Origin of the sequence: Frateuria sp. (assembly GCF_035695185.1) — a bacterium.
In the GTDB taxonomy this organism is placed as follows: Bacteria; Pseudomonadota; Gammaproteobacteria; order Xanthomonadales; family Rhodanobacteraceae; genus Frateuria_A.
In genome coordinates this window covers 1-24530 of the sequence record NZ_DASSES010000205.1, presented here as the reverse complement: position 1 = coordinate 24530, position 24530 = coordinate 1, and the positions used below count along the sequence as shown (strand labels likewise).

General features: G+C 67.2%; 25 protein-coding genes. 2 read left to right on the top strand and 23 right to left on the bottom strand.

Annotated features, from left to right (window positions below):
- Positions 1-65 precede the first annotated feature (65 nt).
- The gene (locus tag VFH59_RS16765) at positions 66-1787 is read left to right on the top strand and encodes a type IV secretory system conjugative DNA transfer family protein (protein WP_325166056.1); all 1722 of its coding nucleotides are present in this window, start codon (positions 66-68) and stop codon (positions 1785-1787) included.
- Here the strand turns inward: VFH59_RS16765 and lpxK are convergent.
- The 14 genes from lpxK to VFH59_RS18525 all read right to left on the bottom strand — a co-directional run bounded on the left by lpxK (position 1779) and on the right by VFH59_RS18525 (position 14731).
- Positions 1779-2768: a tetraacyldisaccharide 4'-kinase gene (lpxK, locus tag VFH59_RS16760; protein WP_325166055.1), complete on the bottom strand. Its 990-nt coding sequence runs from the start codon at positions 2766-2768 to the stop codon at positions 1779-1781. The two genes, VFH59_RS16765 and lpxK, sit on opposite strands and share 9 nt — an antisense overlap.
- Positions 2769-2778: 10 nt before the next feature.
- Entirely contained in the window at positions 2779-4551 is a 1773-nt protein-coding gene (msbA, locus tag VFH59_RS16755) for a lipid A export permease/ATP-binding protein MsbA (RefSeq protein ID WP_325166054.1), read from the bottom strand.
- Positions 4548-4976 (bottom strand): biopolymer transporter ExbD, encoded by a 429-nt coding sequence (locus VFH59_RS16750; RefSeq protein WP_325166053.1) that lies wholly within the window; start codon positions 4974-4976, stop codon positions 4548-4550. Before VFH59_RS16750 ends, msbA begins: the two co-directional genes overlap by 4 nt.
- 8 nt (positions 4977-4984) lie before the next feature.
- Positions 4985-5641 (bottom strand): MotA/TolQ/ExbB proton channel family protein, encoded by a 657-nt coding sequence (locus tag VFH59_RS16745; RefSeq protein ID WP_325166052.1) that lies wholly within the window; start codon positions 5639-5641, stop codon positions 4985-4987.
- Between the two features lie 100 nt (positions 5642-5741).
- Positions 5742-8048, bottom strand: coding sequence for a DNA internalization-related competence protein ComEC/Rec2 (locus tag VFH59_RS16740; RefSeq protein WP_325166051.1), 2307 nt, complete (start codon positions 8046-8048; stop codon positions 5742-5744).
- Between the two features lie 112 nt (positions 8049-8160).
- On the bottom strand, positions 8161-8880 hold the full coding sequence (gene lolD, locus VFH59_RS16735) for a lipoprotein-releasing ABC transporter ATP-binding protein LolD (RefSeq protein WP_325166050.1): 720 nt from the start codon (positions 8878-8880) through the stop codon (positions 8161-8163).
- Positions 8873-10117 (bottom strand): lipoprotein-releasing ABC transporter permease subunit, encoded by a 1245-nt coding sequence (locus VFH59_RS16730; protein WP_325166049.1) that lies wholly within the window; start codon positions 10115-10117, stop codon positions 8873-8875. The genes lolD and VFH59_RS16730 overlap by 8 nt, the downstream gene beginning before the upstream one ends.
- A gap of 161 nt (positions 10118-10278) precedes the next feature.
- Positions 10279-10704 carry a hypothetical protein gene (locus tag VFH59_RS16725; RefSeq protein WP_325166048.1) on the bottom strand — a complete coding sequence of 142 codons (426 nt, stop codon included), beginning with the start codon at positions 10702-10704 and terminating at the stop codon, positions 10279-10281.
- Positions 10676-10915, bottom strand: a complete 240-nt coding sequence (locus VFH59_RS16720) for a succinate dehydrogenase assembly factor 2 (RefSeq protein ID WP_325166047.1) — start codon at positions 10913-10915, stop codon at positions 10676-10678. The genes VFH59_RS16725 and VFH59_RS16720 overlap by 29 nt, the downstream gene beginning before the upstream one ends.
- 243 nt (positions 10916-11158) lie before the next feature.
- Entirely contained in the window at positions 11159-11938 is a 780-nt protein-coding gene (locus tag VFH59_RS16715; RefSeq protein ID WP_325166046.1) for a succinate dehydrogenase iron-sulfur subunit, read from the bottom strand.
- A gap of 21 nt (positions 11939-11959) precedes the next feature.
- On the bottom strand, positions 11960-13747 hold the full coding sequence (gene sdhA / locus VFH59_RS16710) for a succinate dehydrogenase flavoprotein subunit (RefSeq protein WP_325166045.1): 1788 nt from the start codon (positions 13745-13747) through the stop codon (positions 11960-11962).
- Positions 13748-13752: 5 nt separating this feature from the next.
- On the bottom strand, positions 13753-14148 hold the full coding sequence (gene sdhD / locus VFH59_RS16705) for a succinate dehydrogenase, hydrophobic membrane anchor protein (protein WP_325166044.1): 396 nt from the start codon (positions 14146-14148) through the stop codon (positions 13753-13755).
- Positions 14145-14540, bottom strand: a complete 396-nt coding sequence (gene sdhC, locus VFH59_RS16700; RefSeq protein ID WP_325166043.1) for a succinate dehydrogenase, cytochrome b556 subunit — start codon at positions 14538-14540, stop codon at positions 14145-14147. The genes sdhD and sdhC overlap by 4 nt, the downstream gene beginning before the upstream one ends.
- An 86-nt stretch (positions 14541-14626) precedes the next feature.
- Entirely contained in the window at positions 14627-14731 is a 105-nt protein-coding gene (locus tag VFH59_RS18525; RefSeq protein WP_414655909.1) for a DUF1674 domain-containing protein, read from the bottom strand.
- A gap of 176 nt (positions 14732-14907) precedes the next feature.
- Between VFH59_RS18525 and VFH59_RS16690 the strand changes: the two genes are divergently transcribed.
- Positions 14908-15699, top strand: coding sequence for a folate-binding protein (locus tag VFH59_RS16690; protein WP_325166040.1), 792 nt, complete (start codon positions 14908-14910; stop codon positions 15697-15699).
- A 113-nt stretch (positions 15700-15812) separates the two neighbouring features.
- Here the strand turns inward: VFH59_RS16690 and VFH59_RS16685 are convergent, their stop codons facing one another.
- The 9 genes from VFH59_RS16685 to VFH59_RS16645 all read right to left on the bottom strand — a co-directional run.
- Positions 15813-16145 (bottom strand): tRNA-binding protein, encoded by a 333-nt coding sequence (locus tag VFH59_RS16685; RefSeq protein WP_325166039.1) that lies wholly within the window; start codon positions 16143-16145, stop codon positions 15813-15815.
- Positions 16146-16147: 2 nt separating this feature from the next.
- On the bottom strand, positions 16148-17437 hold the full coding sequence (locus VFH59_RS16680) for an FAD-binding oxidoreductase (RefSeq protein ID WP_325166038.1): 1290 nt from the start codon (positions 17435-17437) through the stop codon (positions 16148-16150).
- Positions 17438-17653: 216 nt separating this feature from the next.
- A complete protein-coding gene (gene galU, locus VFH59_RS16675; protein WP_325166037.1) occupies positions 17654-18526 on the bottom strand; it encodes a UTP--glucose-1-phosphate uridylyltransferase GalU in 873 nt (290 codons plus the stop codon).
- Positions 18527-20449: a nucleoside-diphosphate sugar epimerase/dehydratase gene (locus VFH59_RS16670; RefSeq protein WP_325166036.1), complete on the bottom strand. Its 1923-nt coding sequence runs from the start codon at positions 20447-20449 to the stop codon at positions 18527-18529.
- A complete protein-coding gene (locus tag VFH59_RS16665; protein WP_325166035.1) occupies positions 20436-21476 on the bottom strand; it encodes a glycosyltransferase family 4 protein in 1041 nt (346 codons plus the stop codon). Before VFH59_RS16665 ends, VFH59_RS16670 begins: the two co-directional genes overlap by 14 nt.
- A complete protein-coding gene (lapB, locus tag VFH59_RS16660) occupies positions 21473-22645 on the bottom strand; it encodes a lipopolysaccharide assembly protein LapB (RefSeq protein ID WP_325166034.1) in 1173 nt (390 codons plus the stop codon). Before lapB ends, VFH59_RS16665 begins: the two co-directional genes overlap by 4 nt.
- Positions 22642-22899, bottom strand: coding sequence for a DUF1049 domain-containing protein (locus VFH59_RS16655; RefSeq protein WP_325166033.1), 258 nt, complete (start codon positions 22897-22899; stop codon positions 22642-22644). Before VFH59_RS16655 ends, lapB begins: the two co-directional genes overlap by 4 nt.
- A 202-nt stretch (positions 22900-23101) precedes the next feature.
- The gene (locus VFH59_RS16650) at positions 23102-23407 is read right to left on the bottom strand and encodes an integration host factor subunit beta (RefSeq protein WP_325166032.1); all 306 of its coding nucleotides are present in this window, start codon (positions 23405-23407) and stop codon (positions 23102-23104) included.
- An 85-nt stretch (positions 23408-23492) separates the two neighbouring features.
- Positions 23493-24530 (bottom strand): 30S ribosomal protein S1 (locus VFH59_RS16645; protein ID WP_325166031.1); only part of this gene is annotated, 1038 nt, incomplete at its 5' end.

Below are 24530 nucleotides of genomic sequence, written 5' to 3'. Positions count from 1 at the left end.
CGAATGGGGCACCGTTCCTTAGGAAGGAAAGGTCGGCGTGGCGTACCCACGTGGAGGTTGGGCTCATGACTTCACGCAACAAGGCGATCACCGCCTCCTTCGGCTTGGTGCTGGCCCTGATTACCGGACTGTATGCCTCCGGATGGCTCGTTCTTGTCTTTCTCCAGTTACCGGTGCCCCTCGGCCTTTCAACGTATGGTCGTTACCTGGCCGCGATTGCCAGGCCGGAGGTGCAACCCTACGCGGACCAGATCAAGTTCGCTGGTGGCGTTGGCTTCGGGCTGCCGCTGGCTGCTTGGGTGGGCATGTTTTACTTCATGCTCAGGGCGCCCGCGCGCTCCACCCACGGCGATGCCCGCTTCGCCACCCGTAGCGACCTGGCCCGCCTGGGCCTCCTCGACAAAGATCCGAACGGCATCATCGTAGGCAAGTTCGGGGCTGGGTTTCTACGCCTCGCCGGTACTCGCCACGCCCTGCTGGCGGCGCCGACGCGAAGCGGCAAAGGCGTCGGTGCAGTGATCCCGAACCTGCTCAGCTACCAGGGCTCGATGGTCGTGCTCGACATAAAGCAGGAAGCCTTCGACATCACCTCGAAATGGCGCTCCAAACTCGGCCCCACCTACCTGTTCAACCCGTTTGCGGAGGATCTGCGCACGCACCGGTGGAACCCGTTTGCTTACGTCCGGTCCGATGGGGTTCACCGCGCCTCCGACCTCCAGGCCATCGCGGCCTGCCTGTACAAAGATCCGCCCAACCAGGATCCGTTCTGGGCAAATATGGCGCGCTCGACGTTCGTCGCTGCGGCAAGTCTGCTGTTCGACTCTTGGGCCGACAGCGTTGGCAAGGGCTTCGCGCGGCACGATGGTTACCCCACGCTCGGCGCCATTTATCGCCTCCTGTCCGGTAACGGCGACGACCTCAAGGCGCACCTGAAGTCGGTGCTCGAGCTCGCCCACGTCAGCCGTGAAACCCGCACAGCCTTTGCCAACATCGTCACGCTCGCCGAGCAGACGTTCACCTCCGTCATCGCCAGCACGCAGGCCCCGCTCCTGATCCTGTCCAATCCGATCCTGGACAAAGCAACTTCCGGCAACGACTTCTGGCTGCCCGACCTTCGCCGCAGAGTGCAGTCAATCTATGTGGGCATCTCCCCCAGCAAGCTCACCGAGGCGGCCGGACTGCTGAACCTGTTCTTCAACCAGGCGATCAAACTCAACGTTGACGTTACGCCCGAGAAGGACGCCTCGCTTAGGCATCAATGCCTGTTCATGCTGGACGAGTTCACGGCATTGGGCCGGGTCGATGTCATGGTCGATGGTGTGGCGTACTTCGCGGGATACAACGTGCGCGTGTTCTGCGTTATCCAGTCGCTCGCCCAGCTGGACGCTGTCTACGGGCCGGAAAAGGCGCGCAGCATGATCACCAACCTGGCCTGCCAGATGATCTACACGCCACGAGAGCAGCGCGACGCCAACGAATACAGCGAGATGCTCGGCTACACCACACAGCGCAAACGGCAACGCACGCGCTCCAAGGGAGGATTCGGTCAAGGCAGCAGCGTTTCCCTGGCGGAAGTGGAGGAAAAGCGCGCATTGATGCTGCCGCAGGAGTTGAAGGCGCTCGACCCGAAGAAGCAAATCGTCTTTATCGAGGGAACGCCGCATCCCATCCGATGCAACAAGATTCGATACTACGACGACAGCTATTTCAAGCCGCGGCTTCTGGGCGCCATCACGGTGCCCTGCCTGAAGATCGACTGGAAGCGCGAGACCGACGAGTCAGCCTGACTCATGGCCCGTGGCCGCCCTGATGCGGCTCGCCAGCGCGTCAAAGAAATCCGCAGGCAACTCCGCCCGTACCGGCACCCGCCACCACGCCGGCTGCGCGAAGCGTCGGCACTTGATGGCGTCCTTGTCGGTCATCAGCACCGGCAGGTCTTCGCCGAGGTTGAAGTCCGAGGGGACGAAGGCGTGGTGGTCGGGGAAGGCGTGTTCGACCGGCAGGATGCCGTAGCCGCGCAGGCTGTCGAAGAAGCGGGCCGGATGGCCGATGGCGGCCACGGCGTGCACGCGCTGGCCGGTGAAGGCGGTCAGGGGCTGGCAGGTGTCGTCGGTGAGCGAGCAGGCCTCGCCGCCGCGCAGTTGCATCGAATAGGCGCCGGTGCGTTCGCCACCGTTGCAGACGCGAAGGTCGGAGGTGGCCAGGCGCATCAGCGGTTCGCGCAGCGGGCCGGCGGGCAGCAGGCGCCCGTTGCCGAAGCCGCGCACCGCGTCGATCACGCACACTTCCACGTCGCGCGAGAGGCGGTAGTGCTGCAGGCCGTCGTCGGCGATGACCACGTCGCAGCCGGCGCCGATCAGCAGGCGCGCGGCGGCGGGACGGTCGCGGCCGACCGCCACCGGGATGCCCTGGCTGCGGATCAGGCTGGGCTCGTCGCCGACCTGTTGCGGGTTGGGCGCGTCGCCGAGCAGCAACGGCTCGCGCTGGCGCCCGCCATAGCCGCGGCTGACCACGCCGGGGGTGAAGCCGCGCTCACGCAGCGCCTGGGCGACCGCGATGGCCAGCGGCGTCTTGCCAGTGCCACCGGCGGTGATATTGCCGATCACCACCACCGGCACCGGCAGGCGCACGGTGCGCCGCCAGCCGCGCCGATAGAGGAAACGGCGCAGGCCGCTCGCCCCGGCATACAGCCACGACAGCGGGTGCACCCACACGGGGATGCGGGCCTCGCCGTACCAGGCTTCTTCCAGCTTCTGCGCAAGCGCCATGGGGGACGCCTCAGCCTTCTTCCTCGTGGAACTGCATGCGATGGAGCGCGGCGTACTGACCGCCCAAGGCTACCAATTCGGCGTGAGTGCCGCGTTCAACGATCCGCCCCTGGTCCATCACGGCGATCTGGTCGGCATGTTCGATGGTGGACAGACGGTGGGCGATCACCAGTGTGGTGCGGTCGCGCATCAGCCGCTGCAGAGCCTGCTGGATCAGCCGCTCCGACTCGGTATCCAGCGCACTGGTGGCCTCGTCCAGCACCAGGATCGGGGCGTTCTTGAGGATGGCGCGTGCGATCGCCAGGCGCTGGCGCTGGCCGCCGGAAAGCATGCCGCCGCCCTGCCCGATCGGGCTGTGGATGCCCCCGGGCAGGCGCTGGATGAACTCCATCGCATTGGCCGCCTCGGCCGCCGCCACGATGTCCGCTTCGCTGGCGCCGGCCAGTTCGCCGTAGGCGATGTTCTGGGCGATGGTGCCGTCGAACAGCACCACGCTCTGCCCCACCCAGCCGATCTGCCGGCGCAACGAGTCGAGCGTGTACTCGCGGTAGTCCTGGCCGTCGAGCACGATGCGCCCGGCGCTGGGCTCCTGGAAACGCGGCAACAGGCTGGCCAGGCTGCTCTTGCCGCTGCCGGAGCGGCCGACCAGCGCGGTCACGGTGCCCGGTGCGCAATGCAGGTCGATGCCGCGCAGGGTGTCGATGTCGCTGCGCGGATAGCGCAGGCGGACCGCCTCGAAGCGCAGGTCGCCACGGGTGCGCTCGAGCACGATGCGCCCGGTGTCCTGCTCCGGCGGCAGGTCGATGACCTCGAACAGGTCCTCGGCCGCCGAGATGCCACGCTGGATGGTGCCCTGCACGTTTGCGAGGCGCTTCAGCGAGGGCATCATGGCGCCCATCGCGGTCAGCACCGTGACGAATACGCCCGGTGAAATGCCGTCGATCACCTGCGGGCGGGTCGCCAGGTACACCAGCAGCGCGAGCGCGAGCGCCGCGACGGTCTGGATCGCGGTGCTGGACGACGCGCTCGTGGTGGCGATCTTCATGTTGAGGCGGCGCGCCTGATGGGAAACCTCGGCGAAGCGCGCAGCCTCGTGCTGCTGCCCGCCGTAGACACGGACCTCGCGATGCGCATTGACCGATTCGTCCACCGCGCCGGTCACCGAGCCCATGGAGCCCTGGATGCGCCTGCTGATCTGGCGGTAGCGCCGGCTGACCATGGTGGCGACCAGCGCGATGCCGGGGGCCATCATCAGCAGCGTGAGCGAGAGATAGGCGCTGTTGGTCAGCATCACGTACAGCATGCCGATCACCGTGACGCCTTCAGTGACCACCACCTTCAGCGCATCGGTGGACGCGGAAGCCACCTGCTCGCTGGTGTAGGTGATGCGCGAGATCTGCTGGCCCGAGGGCTCCTTGCCGAAGAACGCCGCAGGCAGCCGCAGGTAGGCGGCGAACACGTCGGCCTGCATCGCCTGTACGACGTTACGGCCCACGTACGAGATGCCGTAACTGCTGACGAAGGTGCCGATGCCGCGGGCGGCGAAAATCGCCACGATCCAGATCGGCATCCAGAAGATCAGGTACGGGTCCTTCTTGGCGAAGAGCTCGTCGATCATCGGTCGGAGCTTCTGGGTGAAGGCCGCCAGCGCGCCGCCGTCGACCGCCATGCCGACAATGGCCACCGCACCAATCAGCCACCAGCGCCGCGTGTAGCCGAGCAGCCGCTTGTAGACGCCGAGGGTCTCGGCATCCCAGACCGCCACCTTGCGGGGAGTTGTCAACGCGCGCCTTCCTGGCTGGGCGTGGTCGCGATCGCCAGGCGGGTGAAACCGAGCTGGCCGAGCGCGTCCATGGCGGTGACCACGTCCTGGTGCGGCGTCTGTGCATCGGCCCGGATGGTGACGGCGCGGTCGCGGTCATCGCCAGCCACGCGCGCGATGGCCTGCTTGAGCGGATCGACGCCCTCGCCCACCACCGCGTCGCTGCCGACGTAGAAATGGCCGTCGCGGTCGATCATCACGGTGAGCGCGGGCGCCTGCATGTCCCGCTCTTCGGCGCTGGCCTGCGGCAGCGTGACCTGCAGGCGCGAATGCTGCACGAACGTGGTGGTCAGCACGAAGAACATCAGGAGCGTCAGCAGCACGTCGATCAGCGAGATCACGTTGATCTCGAAGTCGTCCTGCCGACGGTCGGAACCGATACGCATGCTCGTCCTCAGGCGCTGGTCGCGGCAGACGCCGCGGTACGCCGCGGGCGGGCCGCCGGGGCGGGCGTGCCGGTCAATTCATCCAGCAGCGCGGTGGCCTGCTTTTCCATGTCCACGCAATAGCCGGCCACTTTCGAGCGGAAGTAGCGGTGCAGCACGTAGGCCGGGATCGCCACCACCAGACCCATGGCGGTGCAGATCAAGGCCTCGCCGATGCCACCGGCCATCTTGGTCGGATCGGCCATGCCGCCGGCCATCACCTGCATGAACATGCGGATCAGGCCGATCACGGTGCCGAGCAGGCCCAGCAGGGGACCGATCAGGGCGATGGTGCCCAGCGTGTTGAGGTAGCGCTCCATGCGGTGCACGACGTGGCGCCCGGTGTCCTCGATACGCTCCTTGATCTGCTCGCGCGGACGGTTGCGCACGGCCAGGGCGCCGGCCAGCAGTTCGCCCAGTGGCGAGCCGGCGGCAAGGGCATCCAAATGCGCCGGATCGAGCTGGCCGCTGCGCGCCCACTTGCGTACTTCCTCGCCCAGCCCGTCGGGCAGTACGGCCTTGCGGCGCAGGGACCACCAGCGCTCCAGCACGATCGCCAGAGCCACCGCCGAACAGATCAGGATGGGGGCCAACGCCCACCCGCCAGCCATCAGAATTTCAAGCACTGCCTAACTCCCGCCAGGGCAAGATCTCAAGGGGAGGCCGCATCATAGCAGTCCCTTCACATCGTTCCGCGGTGCGCTTGGCAGTTGCAAAAACGGCCATTCACTCGCGCCAGTAGCGAGCGCAGCGTTGGCGCCAGGTGGCCCTCACGGCGGGCTCGGCGGTTGGCCTGGCGTCGACTTCGATGGCGCCGCGGGTCGCCGTGTTCAACAAGGGCACGCCCGCCCGGGCGTAGCGCGCGAGCACCAGCGGATGCGGATGACCGAACCGGTTGTGCCAACCGGCCGAGACCAGCGCCAGGCGCGGTGCGATGGCGGCAATGAAGGACGGATCGGACGAGTACCGGCTGCCATGGTGCGGCACCACCAGCACGGTCGGGCGCGCGCTCCCGACCGCTGCCGCCACGGCAGGTTCCAGCTCGCTGCCGATATCCCCGGTGAGCAGCAGACGCCCACCCGCGCCGTCCACGGCCAGCACGCAGGAGCGGTCGTTGCGCCGACCGGCCGCGTGGGCACCGGGCGAGAGCACGCGGAAGGCGACGCCGTCCCAGCGCCAGGCCTGCCCCGCCCGGCACGCTTGCATCCGCAGCGGCATGCGTCCCGGCTCGCCGGCATAGCGCACGGCATCCGGGAAGGCGCGGGCCACCGCCGGGGCACCACCGGCGTGGTCGTTGTCGGCATGGCTGACCATCAGGACGTCCAGGCGGCCGATGCCCAGCGCGTGCATTGCCGGCACCACCACCGCCTCTCCCAGATCAAAGCCCGAGGGATAACGGGCACCCGCGTCGTACACCAGTACGTGTCCGTGGGTACGCACCACCACCGACAGCCCCTGCCCCACGTCCAGCACCCACGCCTGGAAGCCACCGACGGCTGGCAGCCGCGCCACCGGCCAGACCAGCGGAAGGAACAACACCAGGCCCAGTCCTCGCAGCGGCAGGCCGCGCGGGGCGAACAGCCACAGGGCACCCGACGTAGCCAGCAGCAGAGCCGCGGGCCCGACTTCGGGCAGGTACCAGTGGGCGCCGGGCCAGCTCGCCATCCGCTCCAGCAGCCACCACTGTGCATGCGCGAAGACGGCAGCCAGCTTGAGCACGGGCGTCGCGGCGGCGGGCGCGAGCAGGAGCAGCAGCACGCCCACCAGCGCACAGGGCACGATCACGAAACTCACGAACGGCACGGCGATGAGGTTCGACAGTGCGCCGACCAGCGAGGCCTCGCCGAAGAACCACAGCGTGAGCGGCAGTAGCGCCACCGTCATCACCAGTTGCCCGGCGGACAGCTCGTGCAGGAAGCCGCGCAGGCCGCGCGGGCGGGCGTCCAGGCAGAGCATCAGGAAGGCGACGCCCACGAACGACAGCCAGAAGCCCGCCGACAGCACGGCCAGCGGATCGGCCAGCAACATCGCGATCAGGGCCAGGCCGAGGGTCTGGGCACCGCCGATGGCGCGCCGGCTGCAGCGGGCCAGCGCCACTACGGCGATCATCAGCAGGGTACGGACCGTGGGCAGCCCGAAGCCCGCCAGTGCCCCATACAGGCCGGCGGCCAGCAGCGCGGCGGCCGCCTGCGCCGGCAAACGCGGCAGCCGCAGCGCGAGGCCCGGCCCCGACAGATACAGCAGGCGCACCAGTATGACCCCGAACAGCGCGGCAACGCCGACGTGGAAACCCGAGATGGCAATCAGGTGCGGCACGCCGTTGGCGCGGGCCACCTCCCAATCATCCTGGTCCAGCCCGCGGGTGTCGCCGATGGAGAACGCCTGCAGCAGCGCCGCGTCGTGCGGGGTGGACACGCGCGCGGCAATATCGCGGGCGATGCGGTCGCGCAGGCCATCGACACAGGAGTCCACCCGCAGCTGTCGGTTGGCCCCATCCTGGCGGACATACCCTGTCGCGGCGATGCGTTTTTCCAGCGCGCTGCGCTCGCCGTCGAAGCCTCCAGGATTGATCAGGCCGCGTGGGCGGCGCAGCCGCACGTGCAACTGCCAACGCGAACAGGTCGGCAATACGGGCGCATCGTCATACCAGCTCAGGCGCACGTGGCCGCGCAGCGGCACGGGTGTTCCGTCCAGGCTCGCGTGGTCGACATCGAGCACGAAGCGGGTGGCATCGCTGCGCACCTGCGGCAGGCCGGACAGCGTGCCGCTCACGTCGAAGTCGTGCCGCTCCAGGTCGCGCGGCAGGCGCAGGTCAAGCGCCAGGGTGCCCCGCCAGATCGCCCAGCCGGCACCAAGCAGCACCAGTGCGGGCACACGCAGACGCGGCCAGCGCAGACTGGCCCAAAGGACGACCAGGCCAGGCAGCGCGCTCCACGCAGGCGGCGGCAAGGCGGGTAGCCATTGCGCGGTCGCCACGCCGAGCAGCAAGGCGATACCGGTTGTCGCCGCACCGGGCATCCGTGCCTCGCGCATTCCGCCCTCCCGTGGGGAAGGCCAAGCCTAATCGGTGAGGGCTCGCAGGGTGGCTGAAATGTATGTAGGCGTTCGGCGCGACGCGGCAGCCGCTTGCCGCTCGGGGCGACCTTCAGGCCAGCGGCGCGTGAACTTTTTCCTGCAGCATGCCGTTGTGGAGTTCGAGCGTGCGGTCCATCTTGGCCGCCAGGCGGTGGTCATGGGTGACCAGGATGAAGCTGGTACCGACCTCGCGATTGAGCTCGAGCATCAACTCGTAAACCTGCGCGGCGTTACCCTCGTCGAGGTTGCCGGTGGGTTCGTCGCCGAGCACGCAGGCGGGGCGCGTGACCAGCGCACGCGCCACCGCGCAGCGCTGGCGCTCGCCACCGGAAAGCTCGGCCGGCTTGTGCTCTTCGCGCTTGCCCAGCCCCACCCGCTCCAGCAGCACGCGCGCCTGGCGCTGTGCCTCGGCAATGGCCACGCCGCGGATCAAAAGGGGCATGCAGACGTTCTCCAGCGCGGTGAACTCGGGCAGGAGATGGTGGAACTGGTAGATGAACCCCAGCGACCGGTTGCGCACGCGTCCGCGCTCGGCGTCGGAAAGCCTGGAGAGGACGCGCCCGTCGACTTCCACCTCGCCCCGGGTCAGCGTGTCCAGCCCGCCGATGATGTGCAGCAGCGTGCTCTTGCCCGAACCGGAGGCGCCGACGATCGCCAGCGTCTCGCCACGCCTGAGGGTGAAGTTGACGTCGGTAAGGACCTCCGTCTTCAGGTCGCCCTCCTCGTAGGTCTTGGCGATCCCGCTGGCGCGAAGCACGACGTTCTTGTCCATGGTGAAAGGCTTATTCATAGCGCAGCGCCTGTGCCGGCTGCGTGCGCGAGGCGCGCCACGCGGGATAGAGCGTGGCCAGCAGCGAGAAGAGGAAGGTGACCAGCGTGACCCAGCCCACGTCGCTGGCGACCAGCCTGCTTGGTACTTCGCTGATGTAATAGACGTCCGGCGAGAGGAAAGTCACGCCGGTGACGTGCTCGATCCACTTGACGATAACGGGCAGCTTCCAGGACAGCAGCGAACCCAGGCCGACGCCGAAGCCGATGCCGACCACGCCCACCAGCACGCCCTGCACCATGAACATGCCCATGATGCTTCGCGGCGTCGAGCCAAGCGTACGCAGGATGGCGATGTCCGCCTGCTTGTCGGTGACCAGCATCATTAGCATCGAGATGAGGTTGATCACCGCGACCAGGATGATCAGCGACAGGATGATGAACATCACGTGCTTCTCCATCGAGATGGCGGAGAAGAAATTGGCATGGCTGTCCATCCAGGTCTGGACCACGTAGAACTGGCCCAGTGTATTGGCCAGTTCGCGGGCAACCGGGCGTGCGTTGAACATGTCGTCGAGCTTGAGGCGGATGCCGCTCGGGCCATCCAGGCTGCCGAGCTTCTCGGCATCCTGCATATTGACCAGGGCCAGGCCGGAGTCGAACTCCTGCATACCCAGTTCGAAGATGCCGACCACGTGGAAGCCGCGCAGGCGCGGCACGCTGCCCATCGGGGTGGCGCGGAATTCGGGCACTGCCATGGTCACGCGGTCGCCAACCGTCACGCCGAGCGTCAGCGCAAGCTCCTTGCCCAGCACGATGTTCCAGCTGCCGGGCTTGAGCGCATCGAGACTGCCCTCGACCATGTGCGTGTTGATGTCCGACACCTTCGGCTCCTGCGCGGGATCGACGCCGCGCACGAGCGCAGGGCCGGGACGGCGGGCCTGCAGGAAGGCTTCCATCTCCACATACGGCGCAGCGCCCTTCACGTGCGGATTGGCTTCGGCGATGTGCACCGCGCGCGGCCAGTCGCGCACCGCTTCGCCCGGCAGCCCCGACACGGTCGCATGCGAAATCGCGCCAAGGATGCGCGTGCGCAATTCCGAATCGAAGCCGTTCATCACCGACATCACGGTAATCAGCGCCGTGACGCTGATGGCGATACAGACGATCGACACGGTCGAGATGAAGGAGATGAACTGGTTGCGGCGCTTGGCGCGCGTGTAGCGCAGGCCGATGAACAGCTCGAGCGGTCGGAACATGGGCGGTCGCTTCTTCCAGTCGGTGGGCGGGCCGCCCTGTCAGTGCATTATCGGGTATTCGCTCGGACCGTGCCCACGCAGAAAAGTGCCGCGCGCGAGACGCCGGGGCGCTCTCGGGTGCAAACGCAATCTCTGAGGATACGGTCGCGCCCAGGGCGCTCCTACAGGATTCCAGCCACGGGAGATTGCGCGGCCAGGCGCATGCGCAGGCGGCGGCGGATGTCCGGGTCGCTGTTGTCCGGTGCCAGCACCAGGGTCTCGGTCGCCCGGTCGGTCCTCAGACGCAGCAGCACGCAGGTTCCGATCACCCGATGGGAGAGCAGCGTGGCCGGAAGCTGCGTACGGTCGGCCCGATACACGGCCCAGCCATCCGCGCCGTAGCCTATGCCGGTGATGTCGGAGTGCATCGAGCGCCGGACCGCGGTGACGGCCAGCACCGAAGTGCCTGCCGCGAGCAGCAGCCTGGCTCCGACCGGTGCGCCGCTCAGTGCGATGGCGACGAAAGCGAGAAAGGTAACCAGCGCCAGCAGCCGCGCCGGCAGCCGCGAGGGCCGGTAGTCAAAGCCGATGGCGGGTGCGGATGTCATCGATGATCGCCTGCCAGTCGCTGCGCGGGGACTGCGCGTGACCCATGACCCAGTCCCAGAGGTCCGGATCCTGGGCATCGAGCAGTTCGTCAAAGGCCTGGCGCGTCGGCGCGTCGGCGTCCGCGTAGCGCTCGTCCAGCCAGCCGCCCAGCAGGGCGTCGAGTTCGCGCGTGCCACGGCGGGCACGCCAGCGCAGGCGGGCGAGGCTCATGGTGAAACGAGGCGCGAAGCGCCAGCCCTGGCTCCCTCTCCCCTCTCGGGAGAGGGTTGGGGTGAGAGACGGGGCTCGCGGGAAAAGCGGAACAGAGCCTCGACACGCTTTGCCGGGTGCCTGGGCGCGACGCGCTTCAAGTGTTCTGGCGGCACAGCAACGGCCTTGGTGAACGTTTGTCGCAAGAGTGGCCCCTCACCCCAGCCCTCTCCCCGGCGGGGAGAGGGTGCCCAGATGCGGCTGTTACGAGCGGCGCTCGACCATCAGCTTCTTGATCTCCGCGATCGCCTTGGCCGGATTCAAACCCTTCGGACAGGTCCGCGCGCAGTTCATGATGGTGTGGCAGCGGTAGAGCTTGAACGGGTCTTCCAGGTCGTCCAGGCGTTCGCCGGTGGCTTCGTCACGGCTGTCGGCAATCCAGCGGTAGGCCTGCAGCAGGATGGCCGGACCGAGGTACCGATCGCCGTTCCACCAGTAGCTGGGGCAGCTGGTCGAGCAGCAGGCGCACAGGATGCACTCGTAGTAGCCGTCCAGCTGCTTGCGGTCTTCCGGCGACTGCAGGCGCTCGCGCGCCGGTGCCGGGCTCTGCGTGCGGATCCACGGCTTGATCGAGGCGTACTGCGCGTAGAAGTGCGTGAGGTCAGGCACCAGGTCCTTGACCACCGGCATGTGCGGCAGCGGATAAATCGCGACCTCGCCGCTCTTGCAGTCGTCGATGGCCTTGGTGCAGGCCAGCGTGTTGGTGCCGTCGATATTCATCGCGCACGAACCGCAGATGCCTTCGCGGCAGGAGCGGCGCAGCGTGAGCGTCGGATCGATCTCGTTCTTGATCTTCAGCAATGCGTCCAGAACCATCGGACCACAGGTGGCCATGTCGACCTCGTAGGTGTCGACGCGCGGGTTCTGGCCGTCGTCCGGGCTCCAGCGGTACACCTTGAAGGTGCGCGCCTTCGTCGCGCCCTTGGCCGGGTAATGCTTGCCGGACTGGATCTTGGAATTCTTCGGTAGCGTGAACTCTGCCACGTTGTCTCTCCGGTCCGGTTATCAGTAAACGCGCTTCTTCGGCGGCACCACGTCGACCTCGTCGGTCAACGTGTACATGTGCACCGGGCGGAAGTCGAAGCTGGTCTGGCCCGCATCGCTGAGGCTGACCAGGGTGTGCTTCATCCAGTGCTCGTCGTCGCGCTCGGGGAAGTCTTCGCGCGCGTGCGCGCCACGGCTTTCCATGCGCTGCTCGGCCGAGTGCATGGTGACCACCGCCTGCGCGAGCAGGTTGGACAGTTCCAGCGTCTCGATCAGGTCGGAGTTCCACACCAGTGAGCGGTCGGTGACGCTGACGTCCTTGAACGAGTCGAACACCTCGGAGATACGGCGCTTACCCTCGCCAAGCGTCTCGCCGGTACGGAACACGGCGGCGTCCTTCTGCATGGTCTTCTGCATCTCGGCACGGATCTGCGCGGTCGGCTTGTTGCCCTTGGCGTAGCGGATCGCGTCGAAGCGGCCCAGCGCCTTGTCCAGGATGCTCGCCGGCAGGTCCTTGTGCAGCGAGTTGGGCTTGATCAGCTCGGCGCAGCGGCCGGCTACGGCGCGGCCGAACACCACCAGGTCGAGCAGCGAATTGGAACCGAGGCGGTTGGCGCCGTGCACCGACACGCAGGCCGCCTCGCCGATGGCGAACAGGCCCGGCACCACGGCATCGACGTCATCGCCCTTCTTCTGCACGACTTCGCCGTGGTAGTTGGTCGGGATGCCACCCATGTTGTAGTGCACCGTCGGGATGACCGGGATCGGCTCCTTGGTCACGTCCACGCCGGCGAAGATGCGTGCCGACTCGGCGATGCCCGGCAGGCGCTCGTGGATCACGTCGGCGCCCAGGTGCATCAGGTTCAGGTGGATGTGGTCCTTCTCCGGACCCACGCCGCGGCCTTCGCGGATCTCGATCGTCATCGCGCGGCTGACCACGTCGCGCGAAGCGAGATCCTTGGCGCTGGGCGCGTAGCGCTCCATGAAGCGCTCGCCCTCGGAGTTGGTGAGATAACCACCCTCGCCGCGCACGCCTTCGGTGATCAGGCAGCCGGCACCGTAGATGCCAGTCGGGTGGAACTGCACGAATTCCATGTCCTGCAGCGCGAGGCCCGCGCGCAGCACCATGCCGCCGCCGTCGCCGGTGCAGGTGTGCGCGGAAGTTGCGCTGAAGTAGGCGCGGCCGTAACCGCCGGTGGCCAGCACCACCGCATGGCCGCGGAAGAAGTGCAGCGTACCCTCGTTCATGTCCAGCGCGAGCACGCCACGGCAGACGCCCTGCTCGTCGAAGATCAGGTCGATCGCGAAGTACTCGATGAAGAACGCCGCGTCATGCGCCAGCGCCTGCTGGTAGAGCGTGTGCAGGATCGCGTGACCGGTACGGTCGGCCGCGGCGCATGTGCGCTGCGCGGTGCCCTTGCCGTAGTGCGTGGTCATGCCACCGAACGGGCGCTGGTAGATCTTGCCCTCCTCGGTGCGCGAGAACGGCACGCCGTAGTGCTCCAGCTCGATGATCGCCGCCGGAGCCTCCTTGCACATGTACTCGATCGCGTCCTGGTCGCCGAGCCAGTCGGAGCCCTTGATGGTGTCGTAGAAGTGGAAGCGCCAGTCGTCCTCGCCCATGTTGCCCAGCGCGGCGGAGATGCCGCCCTGCGCCGCCACGGTGTGCGAGCGGGTCGGGAAGACCTTGGTGATGCACGCGGCCTTGAGGCCCTTCTCGGCCAGGCCGAAAGTGGCGCGCAGGCCCGCGCCGCCGGCGCCGACCACGATCACGTCATACTTGTGTTGCTGAACCTTGTAGGCTTCCATCGAACTCACGCTCCCAGGGCGATGCGCAGCACCGCGAGCACGCCGGCCAACGTGGCCAGCACGGCAATGAACTTGATCGCCATCAGGAGCGTCGCTTCCTTCCAGCGGGTGTGCACGTAGTCCTCGATGACCACCTGCAGGCCGAGCACGGCGTGCCAGAACGAGGTCACGACGAAGGCGATCAGCAGCACCGCGTTCCACGGCCGCGCGACCAGCGCGCGGGCGGTGGCGTAGTCGGCGTGCAGCATGCGCAGCACGAGCGCGACCAGCCAGATGCCCAGGCCGACCAGCGCGATGGCGGTCACCCGCTGCACCCACCAGTGGCTCACGCCATGCTGGGCGGAGCCCAGGCCGCGGGCCTTCTTCAGCGGGTTGCGGTATTCCTTCGGATAGGCGCTCATGCGGCGGCTCCCAGGGTCAGCACGTAGGCCCAGACGGCCGCGGTCAGCAGCAGGCTGACGATGATCGAGGCCCAGCTCGAGCGCACGAACTGCACGATCTCGTAACCGTAGCCACCGTCCTGCACCAGATGACGGATGCCGTTGCACAGGTGGTAGAACAGCGACCAGCTCCAGCCGATCAGCAAAATGAGGCCGACCGGGCTGCCGACGAAGGCGGTGAAGTGGCCGAAACGCTCCTCGCCCCCGGCCAGTGCGATCAGCCCCCAGGCGACCAGCAGCAGGCCCACGGACAGGGCGATGCCGGTGGCGCGGTGCAGGATGGAAGTCACCATCTGCACTTGCCACTTGTAGACGGAAAGATGCGGTGAGAGCGGTCGTCGCGTGTCTGCCATGGCGGCTGTCCGTGTAGTGGATTCGCGTCTCGCCCGAGTCGCCCGCTCCCGATGTCCCCGTGCCGGCTCGCGCCGCCACGGGCGGATCAGAAGTCGATGCAGCGTCCGTTCTTTTCCCAGTCGCCGTAGCGGGTGGGATCCGGCGCCGGCCGCTCCGGTCGCGTCTCGCCCTGGGCCGGCCGCGCGGGCACGGCGGGCTGCTCCGCGGGCGCGGAAGCAGGGGCGGATTCGTTCTGGGAGGAGGTCTCGGACATAAGTAAAGCCGCAGAAGCGTAATACGCGCTGACCGAGCAGCACAACCTTGACTGGCGCGTGAAAACCTGTCGGCATCTTGCCTTCACGTGGTGCTTCCCTTATTTCATGCGCCATGCCCAGTACCTACCCCGCCGAGCTCGTCGCTCTCGAAGGCCCGGACGCGATTGCGTTCGCCCAGTCGCAATTCAGCAGCAACCTCGCCTCGCTGGCCGATGGCTGCTGGCAATTCAGTGCCTGGCTGGATGCGCAGGGCCGCGTGCGCGCCTTGTTCCACCTGATCCGGCTGGATGGGCAGCGTCTGCAACTGCTGCTGCGCGGAGGTCAGGCACAGGCGTTGGCAGACGAGCTACAGCGCTACGTGTTTCGCGCCAAGGTGCGTGTCGGGGCCTTGCCGGTGCAGCAGCTGGCGACCACGCCGGCCGCACCGCGGTACGCCGTCGTCGAGCAGGACGGCGGTCTGGTGCTCGGCTGCGGTACGCACGGCCTGAAGCTCACCGCGCAGGGTGATGATCACTGGCGCCTGCCGCAGCTCCGCGCCGGCTGGCCCTGGCTGGCGCCCGGTACCGCCGGCGAGCTACTGCCCGCCTGGCTGGACCTGGCCGCACTCGATGCCACGTCACTGGACAAGGGTTGCTATCCCGGCCAGGAAATCGTGGCACGCATGCACTATCGGGGCGGCAGCAAGCGACATCTGCATCGCGTGCGGCTGTCATGTCTGCTGACACCGGGCGACACACTGGAAGTGGATGGCCAGGCGGCGATCCGGTTACTCGACGTGGTGGCGGTGGAGAGCGCCGCCGAAGCACTGGCCGTGGTACCCGACGAAGCGCAGGCCCGCCTCGCTTCCGGTATCGCCGTCATGCATGCCGGCAAGCCGGTGCACGTGCAGACGCAGGACCGTTGACGGGGCACACTCGTTCCAAGGCCCCTACGACGCGGGCTGGCCACCCGCAGCATTGGCCGGATCACCGTCAGCGCGTCCAGCACGGGCTCGCCGGCACGAGCCGTGCGCCAAACTCAAGCCATGCGCGCGCCGTTCGGTACCGCCCGGTCGACCGTGGTAAGGACGACGCCCGCATCGGTATGGAAGCCGGTCAGCAGGAACTGCGAGCGGAACGGCCCGATCTGCTTCTCGGGGAAATTGAGCACGCCCACGATCTGCTTGCCGACCAACTGCTCGGGTGCATAAAGCGAGACGATCTGCGCGCTGGTCTTGCGCTCGCCGTAGGGCCCGAAGTCGGCCCACACCTTCCATGCCGGCTTGCGCGCCTCGGGAAACGGTTCCACGCGCACGATGGTGCCGGCCGCTATGAGCACCTTCTCGAAATCCGCCCAGCTGATGTCTTCCACGCTCATCCTTCCAGTCTCGCCTTCAGCCAATCTCGCAGTTCAGCACGCCAGTAGCTCGCCTGCGCTCCCATGAAACCCAACGGGCGATAGGTGGGAGCCAGACCATATTGCTCGAACTGGCGCCACGCCTGGTCATCCTCGGCAATCGCCGCGGCCAGCAGTTCGCCAGCCGCGCAGGTCGAACTCAACCCATGGCCGCCGAAGGCCTGCGCCCACCAGAGGCCGTTCCCGCGCCCACCGACCTGTGGCATCTGGTGACGCGCATAGCTCATGAGGCCCGACCAGGCGTAGTCGACGCGGACCTCGCCCAGCTGCGGAAACACGCGTAGCAGGTCGCGCCGCAGCAGTCGTTGCACGGCACGCGGCGAGCGATCGAGCACCGAGATGCGGCCGCCCCAGAGAAGTCGCGTGTCCGGCAAGGGCCGGTAGTAGTCGAAGGCGAAGCGCGTGTCGTAAATGGCCGCACGCGTGGCCAGGCACTCGGCCAGGCGATCGCCCAGCGGCTCGGTCACCATCACATAGGTGGCGATCGGCAGAATGGCGCGGTCGACCTGCCGCTCCAGTCCGGCCAGGTAGCCGCCGCAGGCCAGCACGACCTGCTCGGCCAGGACCTCGCCGGCGGCGGTCAGCACGCGCCAGCGGGCGCCCTCACGCCGCAGCTGGCGTACCTCGCTGTGTTCGTGGATGCGCACGCCCTGCCCGGCCGCGGCGCCGGCCAGGCCGATCGCATAGTTGAGCGGGTGCAGGTGCAACGCATCGCGCTCGAACAGCCCGTCGTGGTACCGAGGGCTGTGCACGAGTTCGCCCAGCTCGGCTGCCCCCAGCCACTCCCACCGGACGCCGTAGCGTTCGGCCAGCAATTGCTGGCGCTCCAGCAGCACGCCCGGATCGCGGAACCAGTTCGCCCAGATCACGCCGGCATCGACCGCATCGCAGGAAATCGCGTAATCGGCGATGCGCCTGCGGATGCAATGCACGCCATCGATGGTGCGCCTGAACAGCGCCCGCGCCCGCGCCTGGCCCAACTGATCGAACAGGGCCTGCTCACCCAGCGAATAACCGGCAAAGACAAAGCCGCCGTTTCGACCGGAGGCACCGTAGCCGACCTGCTCACGCTCGAGCAGCACCACGTCGCGCAGCCCGCGCTCAGCCAGGCCCAGGGCGGTGTTGAGGCCCGCAAAGCCGCCGCCGATCACCGCCACGCGCGCCTCCTGCCGGCCCTCGAGCGGCGCATAGGGAGCGTACGGGGTGGCCGTGGCGCGGTAGTAGGAAAGGGCAGGCGTCGACGTCATGCGAGCGGGGCCAGGCGGGCGACGGCTGAGCATATCGCGGTGGCTGGCGCTACCGACAGGTCGAAGGGCCCGGCCTGCCACGATGGCCCACCGGTATCCGGAAACGACGTCGCCGGCCGCCCAAGGGCCCGCATGCGGGCGACGCGCTGGCGGTGGTTGCCAGGCGCCTCACCCGCAGGCGGGCTCCTGCGCGTTCAGAAGTTCAAGCGGTGGGCGTCAGAGCTGACCGGCGAACTCGCGCACAACAGGTGCGAGCTTGGGATCCTGCATGGCCATGTGCATGGTGGCGCGGACGAGGCCGGCCTTGTTGCCGCAATCGAAGCGGGTACCTTCGAAACGATAGGCCAGCACCTTGCCCTGTTCCATCAGCAAGGCCTCGATGGCGTCGGTAAGCTGGATCTCGCCACCGGCGCCCGGCTGGGTCTGTTCGAGCAGTTCGAAAATCCGGCCCGGCAGAACGTACCGACCGACGACGGCGAGATTCGACGGTGCATCGGCCGGCTTGGGCTTTTCGACCATGTAGCGGATGCGTGCGCTGCGCTGGTCGATGGGGTCCGCGTCCACGATGCCGTACTTGTCGGTCTGGTCGTTTGGCACTTCCTCGACCGCGATCACGCCCGCGTTCTCCGATTCGGCCAGTGCCGCCATCTGGCCCAGCGCGCCCTTGCCCTTATTCCAGATAAGGTCGTCCGGCAGGATGATGCCGAAGGGCTCGTTGCCCACCACCGGCTTTGCACAGAGCACGGCATGACCCAGGCCGTGGGCCTCCGGCTGGGTGACGAAGATGGCCCGCACGTTCGACGGCAGCGTGCCCTGCACCAGGGCAAGCAGCTCGTCCTTGCCCTTTTCTTCCAGCTTGGCCTCCAGTTCGTAGGCCTTGTCGAAGTAATCGGCGATCGCGTGCTTGTAGCGGTTGGTGACGAACACCAGGGTGTCGGCGCCAGCATCCACCGCCTCATCCACCGCGTACTGGATCAGCGGCTTGTCCAGCACCGGCAGCATTTCCTTGGCGACCACCTTGGTCGCCGGGAGGAAACGCGTGCCGAGGCCAGCTACGGGGAACACCACCTTGCGCAACGGCTTGGTCACTCACATCTCTCCTGTCTCTATACGGCCCTGTTCCATGCGGCCCGCCTCGCGGCGGATCGACACCACGTTGTCCGGCTGCGCCGTATCGCTCCAGCGGAACGATGGCAGCAAGCTGGAAACGCAGCGCCGCAATTCGTCTTCGTTGAAAACCGCGGTGGCTTCGCCGGCCTTGTTCAGCAGCGCCTGCAGCAATTCCCACGAAACCTCGCGGTGCTGTGCGAGGAAGATCTTGGCGTGCGCGGTGGCGCTGTAGTTCTCGAGATGGTGGAACAGTTCCTCGAACAGCTTCTCGCCCGCGCGCAGGCCGGTGTAGATGATCGGCACCTCGGTACCCGGCTTCTTGCCGGCAAGCCGGATCATCTGCTCGGCAAGGTCGCGGATCTTCACCGGCTCGCCCATGTCCAGCGCGAAGATCTCGCCGCCCTGCCCCAGGCACGCCGCCTGCAGGATCAGCTGGCAGGCCTCCGGGATGGTCATGAAGTAGCGGGTGATCTCCGGATGGGTGATGGTGACCGGGCCGCCATCGCGGATCTGCTGGCGGAACAGCGGCACCACCGAACCGGCCGAATCAAGCACGTTTCCGAACCGGACGGTGATGTAGCGCGTGGCCGAATGCGCGTTGAGGTTCTGGCAGTAGATTTCGGCGACGCGCTTGCAGGCGCCCATCACGCTGGTCGGATTCACCGCCTTGTCGGTCGAGATCAGCACGAAGCACTCGACATGGAACTCGTTGGCCAGGTCCGCCACCGTCCGGGTGCCCAGCACGTTGTTCCGGAAGGCGGCCCGCAGTTGCTTCTGCAACATCGGCACATGCTTGTAGGCGGCCGCATGGAAGACGACCTGCGGCTTGGTTTCGGCGAACGTCTCCTGCATCGCGACACGGTCGCCGCAGTCGCAAAGCACGCACTCGAGCAGCAGCTCGGGATAGTCGCTGCGCAATTCCTTGCCGATGCGGTAGAGGTTGTATTCGCTCTGCTCGACAATGATCAACGACTGCGCGCCCAGACGGGCGACCTGGCGGCAGAGCTCCGAACCGATCGAACCACCGCCACCGGTGATCAGCACGCGCCGACCTGTGAGCGTCTCGCGGATGGAAGTCCAGTCCAGTTCGATCGCATCGCGGCCGAGCAGGTCCTCGATCGCCACTTCCTTGATCTCGTTGAACTGCGCGCGGCCGGCGACCACGTCCTCCAGCCGCGGGACGGTCCGGTACGGCAGACCGGTCTGGTCGCAAAGCTCCACCACCCGACGCATCTCGCCCGTGCTCGCGCCAGGCAGCGCAATGAGCAGCATTTCGACCGCCGCCTCGCGGGCCAGCTCCGGCAACTGGTCGATGCCACCCAGCACCGGGTGGCCATTGATCGAGGCACCGCGAAGGGTCGCCTTGTCGTCGACGAAACCGATGACGCTGAAGCGGCCATCGTGGCGCAGGTCACGGGAAAGCGCCTCACCCGCGCGGTCGGCACCGACGATGAGCACGCGTTTCGACGATCGCGTGCTGAACAGGTCGAGCCGGCTGTCCTTCCAGAACCGGTAGGCCAGTCGCGGCAGGCCCAGCAGCAGCGTCAATGCGACCGGGTAGAGCAACAGCACCGAACGCGGCACGCCTTCCATGCGCTCGTACAGGAAAAGCACCAGGCCGATGGCAAGCGCGCCGAACACGGCTGCCTTCAGGATGTTCCACAGGTCCGGCAGGCTGGCGAAGCGCCAGACACCCTTGTAGAGGCCGGTCCAGGTGAACATCAGCCCCTGCATGGCCAGCACGATGGGGAACTCGAGGGCGTCGAAACTGCCGTCCTGGCCCGGCACGGTGGCATAACGCAGCGCCTTGGCGATCCACCAGGCAAAACCGGCCATCGCCAGGTCGTGCGCGACGACGGCGAGCCTCGGGTGGATGAGGGCGATCCATTTACGGGGCGACATGACGATCCTTCTTCAATGCACGCCGCATGCAGCGGCGCTTGGTAACGATCCATGTTGCGCCTGCCACCGTATAGACGGCGGCACAGGCGGGCAATGCCATGGCAGGGTGTTGCCTGGCCATGAACGCCGCGGGTGCGGCGACGAGCAGGTTCCAGCCCAGGTACCACGCGACAGCGCGCGCATGCGTGCGGCCGGATCGTACCAGCCACTGGTACAGATGCTCGCGGTGCGGAGCATACCAGCGCCTGCCGCGTAGGAAGCGGTTCAGCAACGTCAAGCTGGCATCGGTAACGAAGCCCGACCCAAGGATGAGCGCCGGCCAGAGCAGCGCCGGTTCCAGCCGCCACACCATGGCCGCAAGGGCAAACAACAGCAGCCCGACGCTACCGCTTCCCACATCGCCCATGAAGATGCGCGCGGGTGGCCGGTTGTAGAGCCAGAAGCCAGCGCAAGCCGCCGCGACGGCAATGCCCGCACCCGCCAACGCCGGTTGGTCGACGCTGGCGGCAAGGCACCCGATCCCGGCCGACACGAAGACGCCCTGCTGTGCCAGCAGGGCGTCGATGCCGTCCATGAAATTGTGCAGATTGATGCTCCAGCCACCGGCCAGCACCAGCAGCGGCAACCACTGCCAGGTAATGCCGGCGTCGACGAGCAGCGCCAGGCTGAAGAGCGCGGTCGCCATCAACTGGACGCCCAGCCTCGGCCATTGCCGCAGTGGCCGATGGTCGTCCCACCATCCGATCGCCGCCACCAGCAGCAAGGCCAGCACCAGGCTCGCGATCACCGAGGCAGGCCATCGGCCAGGAAGGCCCCACAACACCCCCGGCAACACGACCGTGCACGCCAGCACAATGCCTATGCCCCCGCCCCGCGGCGTCGGCAGCGCATGGGAGCGGCGCTGTCCTGGCTGGTCGAGCATGCCGCGCCGGTGCGCGTAGGCTATTGCGCCACGCGCCGCCGTTGCCGCGATCACCAGCGCGACCAGGCTCCATCCCAGCACCGCGGTGACGAGGCTCCCGATCACTCGTTGGCGACACCGTGGATCGGGCGGATGGTGCTCCAACCCTTGCAACTGGGGCACTGCCAGTGGTGCGCCTTGGCGCCGAAGCCACAGCGGCTGCAGCGGTACATCGCCTGGCCCTCGAGCAGCTTGCGGGTGAGGTCGCGCAGGATCAGGAAATTCTCGCGGGCCTCGCCGCCGATCTTGTCCATCGTGGCATCGATCAGTGCCATCAGGCCACGCACCGAAGGACGCTGGCGGAGCTGCGAGGTCAGGAATTCGATGCCTGCCCTCTCGCCGTCGCGCTGGTTGTAAAGCTTGGTCAACGCCAGCACGGGAGAAATGCCGTTGTAGCGCGCGAGGATATCGCGAAGGAAATGCTCGGCACGCTCCATCTGGCCGGTGCGGGCATAGCTGTTCAGCAGCGGCGGCAGAATTTCGGGCACGAAGGCGATGTCCGCGCCGACCGCTGCCTCGTACGCTTCGACGGCCTCGGCGTGCTCGCCGGCTTCGGCATGCAGGCGCCCGGTGAGCATGAACGCGCGCACGCAGTCGGACTGGCATTCGAACGCCTGATGCAGGTAGTCGCGTGCTTCCGATCGCGCGCCGTGCTGGCGGGCCTGTTCGGCCAGTTCGCAATAGAACTGGGCGATCATCGGTGACTCGTCGTCGCCGGTCATCGCCTCGAGCCGGCGCGCATGGTCGATCGCTTTGTGCCAGTCGCGTTCGTGCTGGTAAATCGCCACCAGGTGCCGCAGCGCCGACGGTGCGTGCGCATTCATGGCGACCAGATCGGAGAACAGCGCCTCGGCGCGGTCGAGCAGGCCGGCACGCATGTAGTCTTCGCCCAGTTCCAGCAGGGCAACCGTCTTCATCGCCTCGGTCAGGCCCGGTCGCGAAACCAGGTGCTGATGCAGGCGGATGGCGCGATCGACCTCGCCACGACGGCGGAACAGGTTGCCCAGCGCGAGGTGGGTTTCCACGGTGTCGCGGTTGTACTCGGCAAGCTTGAGGAAAACCTCGATCGCCTTGTCCTGCTCTTCGTTGAGCAGGTAGTTCAGGCCACGGAAGTAATCCGACGACAACTCGCTGACCCGCATGCCCGAACGGTGCACCGCCGCCCGTCGGGCCGCGAACCAGCCACTTGCGAAGGCGGCCGGCACCAGCAGAACCAGCACGTAGAGGATGCTCATGCGCGGGCCGGCGTCTTCCCGTTGGTCGGCCGCGCGCGGCGCAGCACACGCCGATGGCGCAGACTCATGCCCAGCCAGGCGGTGAGTCCGCCCAGCAGCCAGCCGATCACCAGCGCACCCAGCAAACCGGCCCCCTTGGGCAGGGTCACCCGGAAGAGCGCCAGATCGTAGCTCACCGGATCGGCATTGAGCGCACCGACGATCACGCCGGCAACGACGAACAACGCGAGGATGAGCAAGGCAATCAATCGCATCGGGCGACTTTACCGGAAACCGCTCGAACTGGCACGGACCGCAGGCACCAAAAAATGCAATCGGCAGGCCGTCCCTGCTCCACCCGAAGGACAAAGGGGCGCGCCCCTCCTGCCTCGCGTGAGACGCGACAAAAAAGGCAGGATCGGCTCGCGCCGCCTGCCTTGGAACCGCCTGGAGTCGATGAACTCCCCTCGCCGTGCCTCAGGCCGCTTCGGTCTCCGCCTGCAGCGACAGGTTTACGCGCTCGCGCAATTCCTTGCCCGGCTTGAAATGCGGAACGTGCTTGCCCGGCAGCGCCACGGCTTCACCGGTCTTGGGATTGCGGCCCATGCGCGGCGGCCGGTAATGCAGGGCAAAGCTGCCGAAGCCGCGGACCTCGATGCGCTCGCCCTGGGCAAGCGCGTGGCTCATCTGCTCGATCACGCTCTTGACCGCGAGCTCCACGTCGCTGAAGGCGAGGTGGGTCTGGCGCCTGGCGAGCGCCTCGATCAGTTCGGATTTGGTCATGGGTCCCCAATGTCCGTGACGTTAAACGGCGGGGCGGCTGGATGCCGCCCCGCTTCGTACTCAAGTCATTGTAATTCTAGAGGAATTACTCGGACTTGTTGAGCTGCTCCTTGAGCAGCGCGCCCAGCTTGGTGGTGCCGCCGGCCGCCGAGCCGTACTCGGCCATCGCGTCGTGCAGGTCTTCCTCGTCCTTGGCGCGGATCGAGAGCGCCAGCTGGCGACCCTTGCGATCCATGCCGGTGAACTTGGCTTCGACCTTGTCGCCCACCTTCAGGTACTGGGTGGCGTCCTCGACGCGCTCCTTGGCGATGTCGTTGGCGCGGATGTAACCCTCCACGCCCTCGCCCAGGTCGACCACCGCACCCTTGGCGTCCACTTCCTTCACCGTGCCGGTGACGATCGTGCCGCGCGGGTTGTTGGCCATGAACTGGCCGAACGGGTCCTGCTCCATCTGCTTGATGCCGAGGGAGATGCGCTCGCGCTCCGGATCGACCGCCAGCACCACCGCCTCGATCTCGTCGCCCTTCTTGAAGTTGCGCACGAGGTCTTCGCCAGAGGCCTGCCAGGAGATGTCGGACAGGTGCACCAGGCCGTCGATGCCGCCTTCCAGGCCGATGAAGATGCCGAAGTCGGTGATCGACTTGATCTGGCCGGAGACCTTGTCGCCCTTCTTGTGCATGGCGGCGAAGGCTTCCCACGGGTTGGAGCGGGTCTGCTTGATGCCCAGCGAGATGCGGCGACGCTCTTCATCCACGTCCAGCACCATCACCTCGGTCTCGTCGCCGACCTGCACCACCTTGGCCGGGTTGACGTTCTTGTTGGTCCAGTCCATCTCGGACACGTGGACCAGGCCCTCGACGCCCGGCTCGATCTCGACGAAGCAGCCGTAATCGGTGACGTTGGAGACCTTGCCGAAGATGCGGCTGCCGACCGGGTAGCGACGCGAGATGGCGACCCACGGATCGTCGCCCAGCTGCTTGAGGCCCAGCGACACGCGGTTGCGCTCGCGGTCGTACTTGAGCACGCGCACGTCCAGCTCGTCGCCGACGTTGACCACCTCGGACGGATGGCGCACGCGCTTCCACGCCATGTCGGTGATGTGCAGCAGGCCGTCGATGCCGCC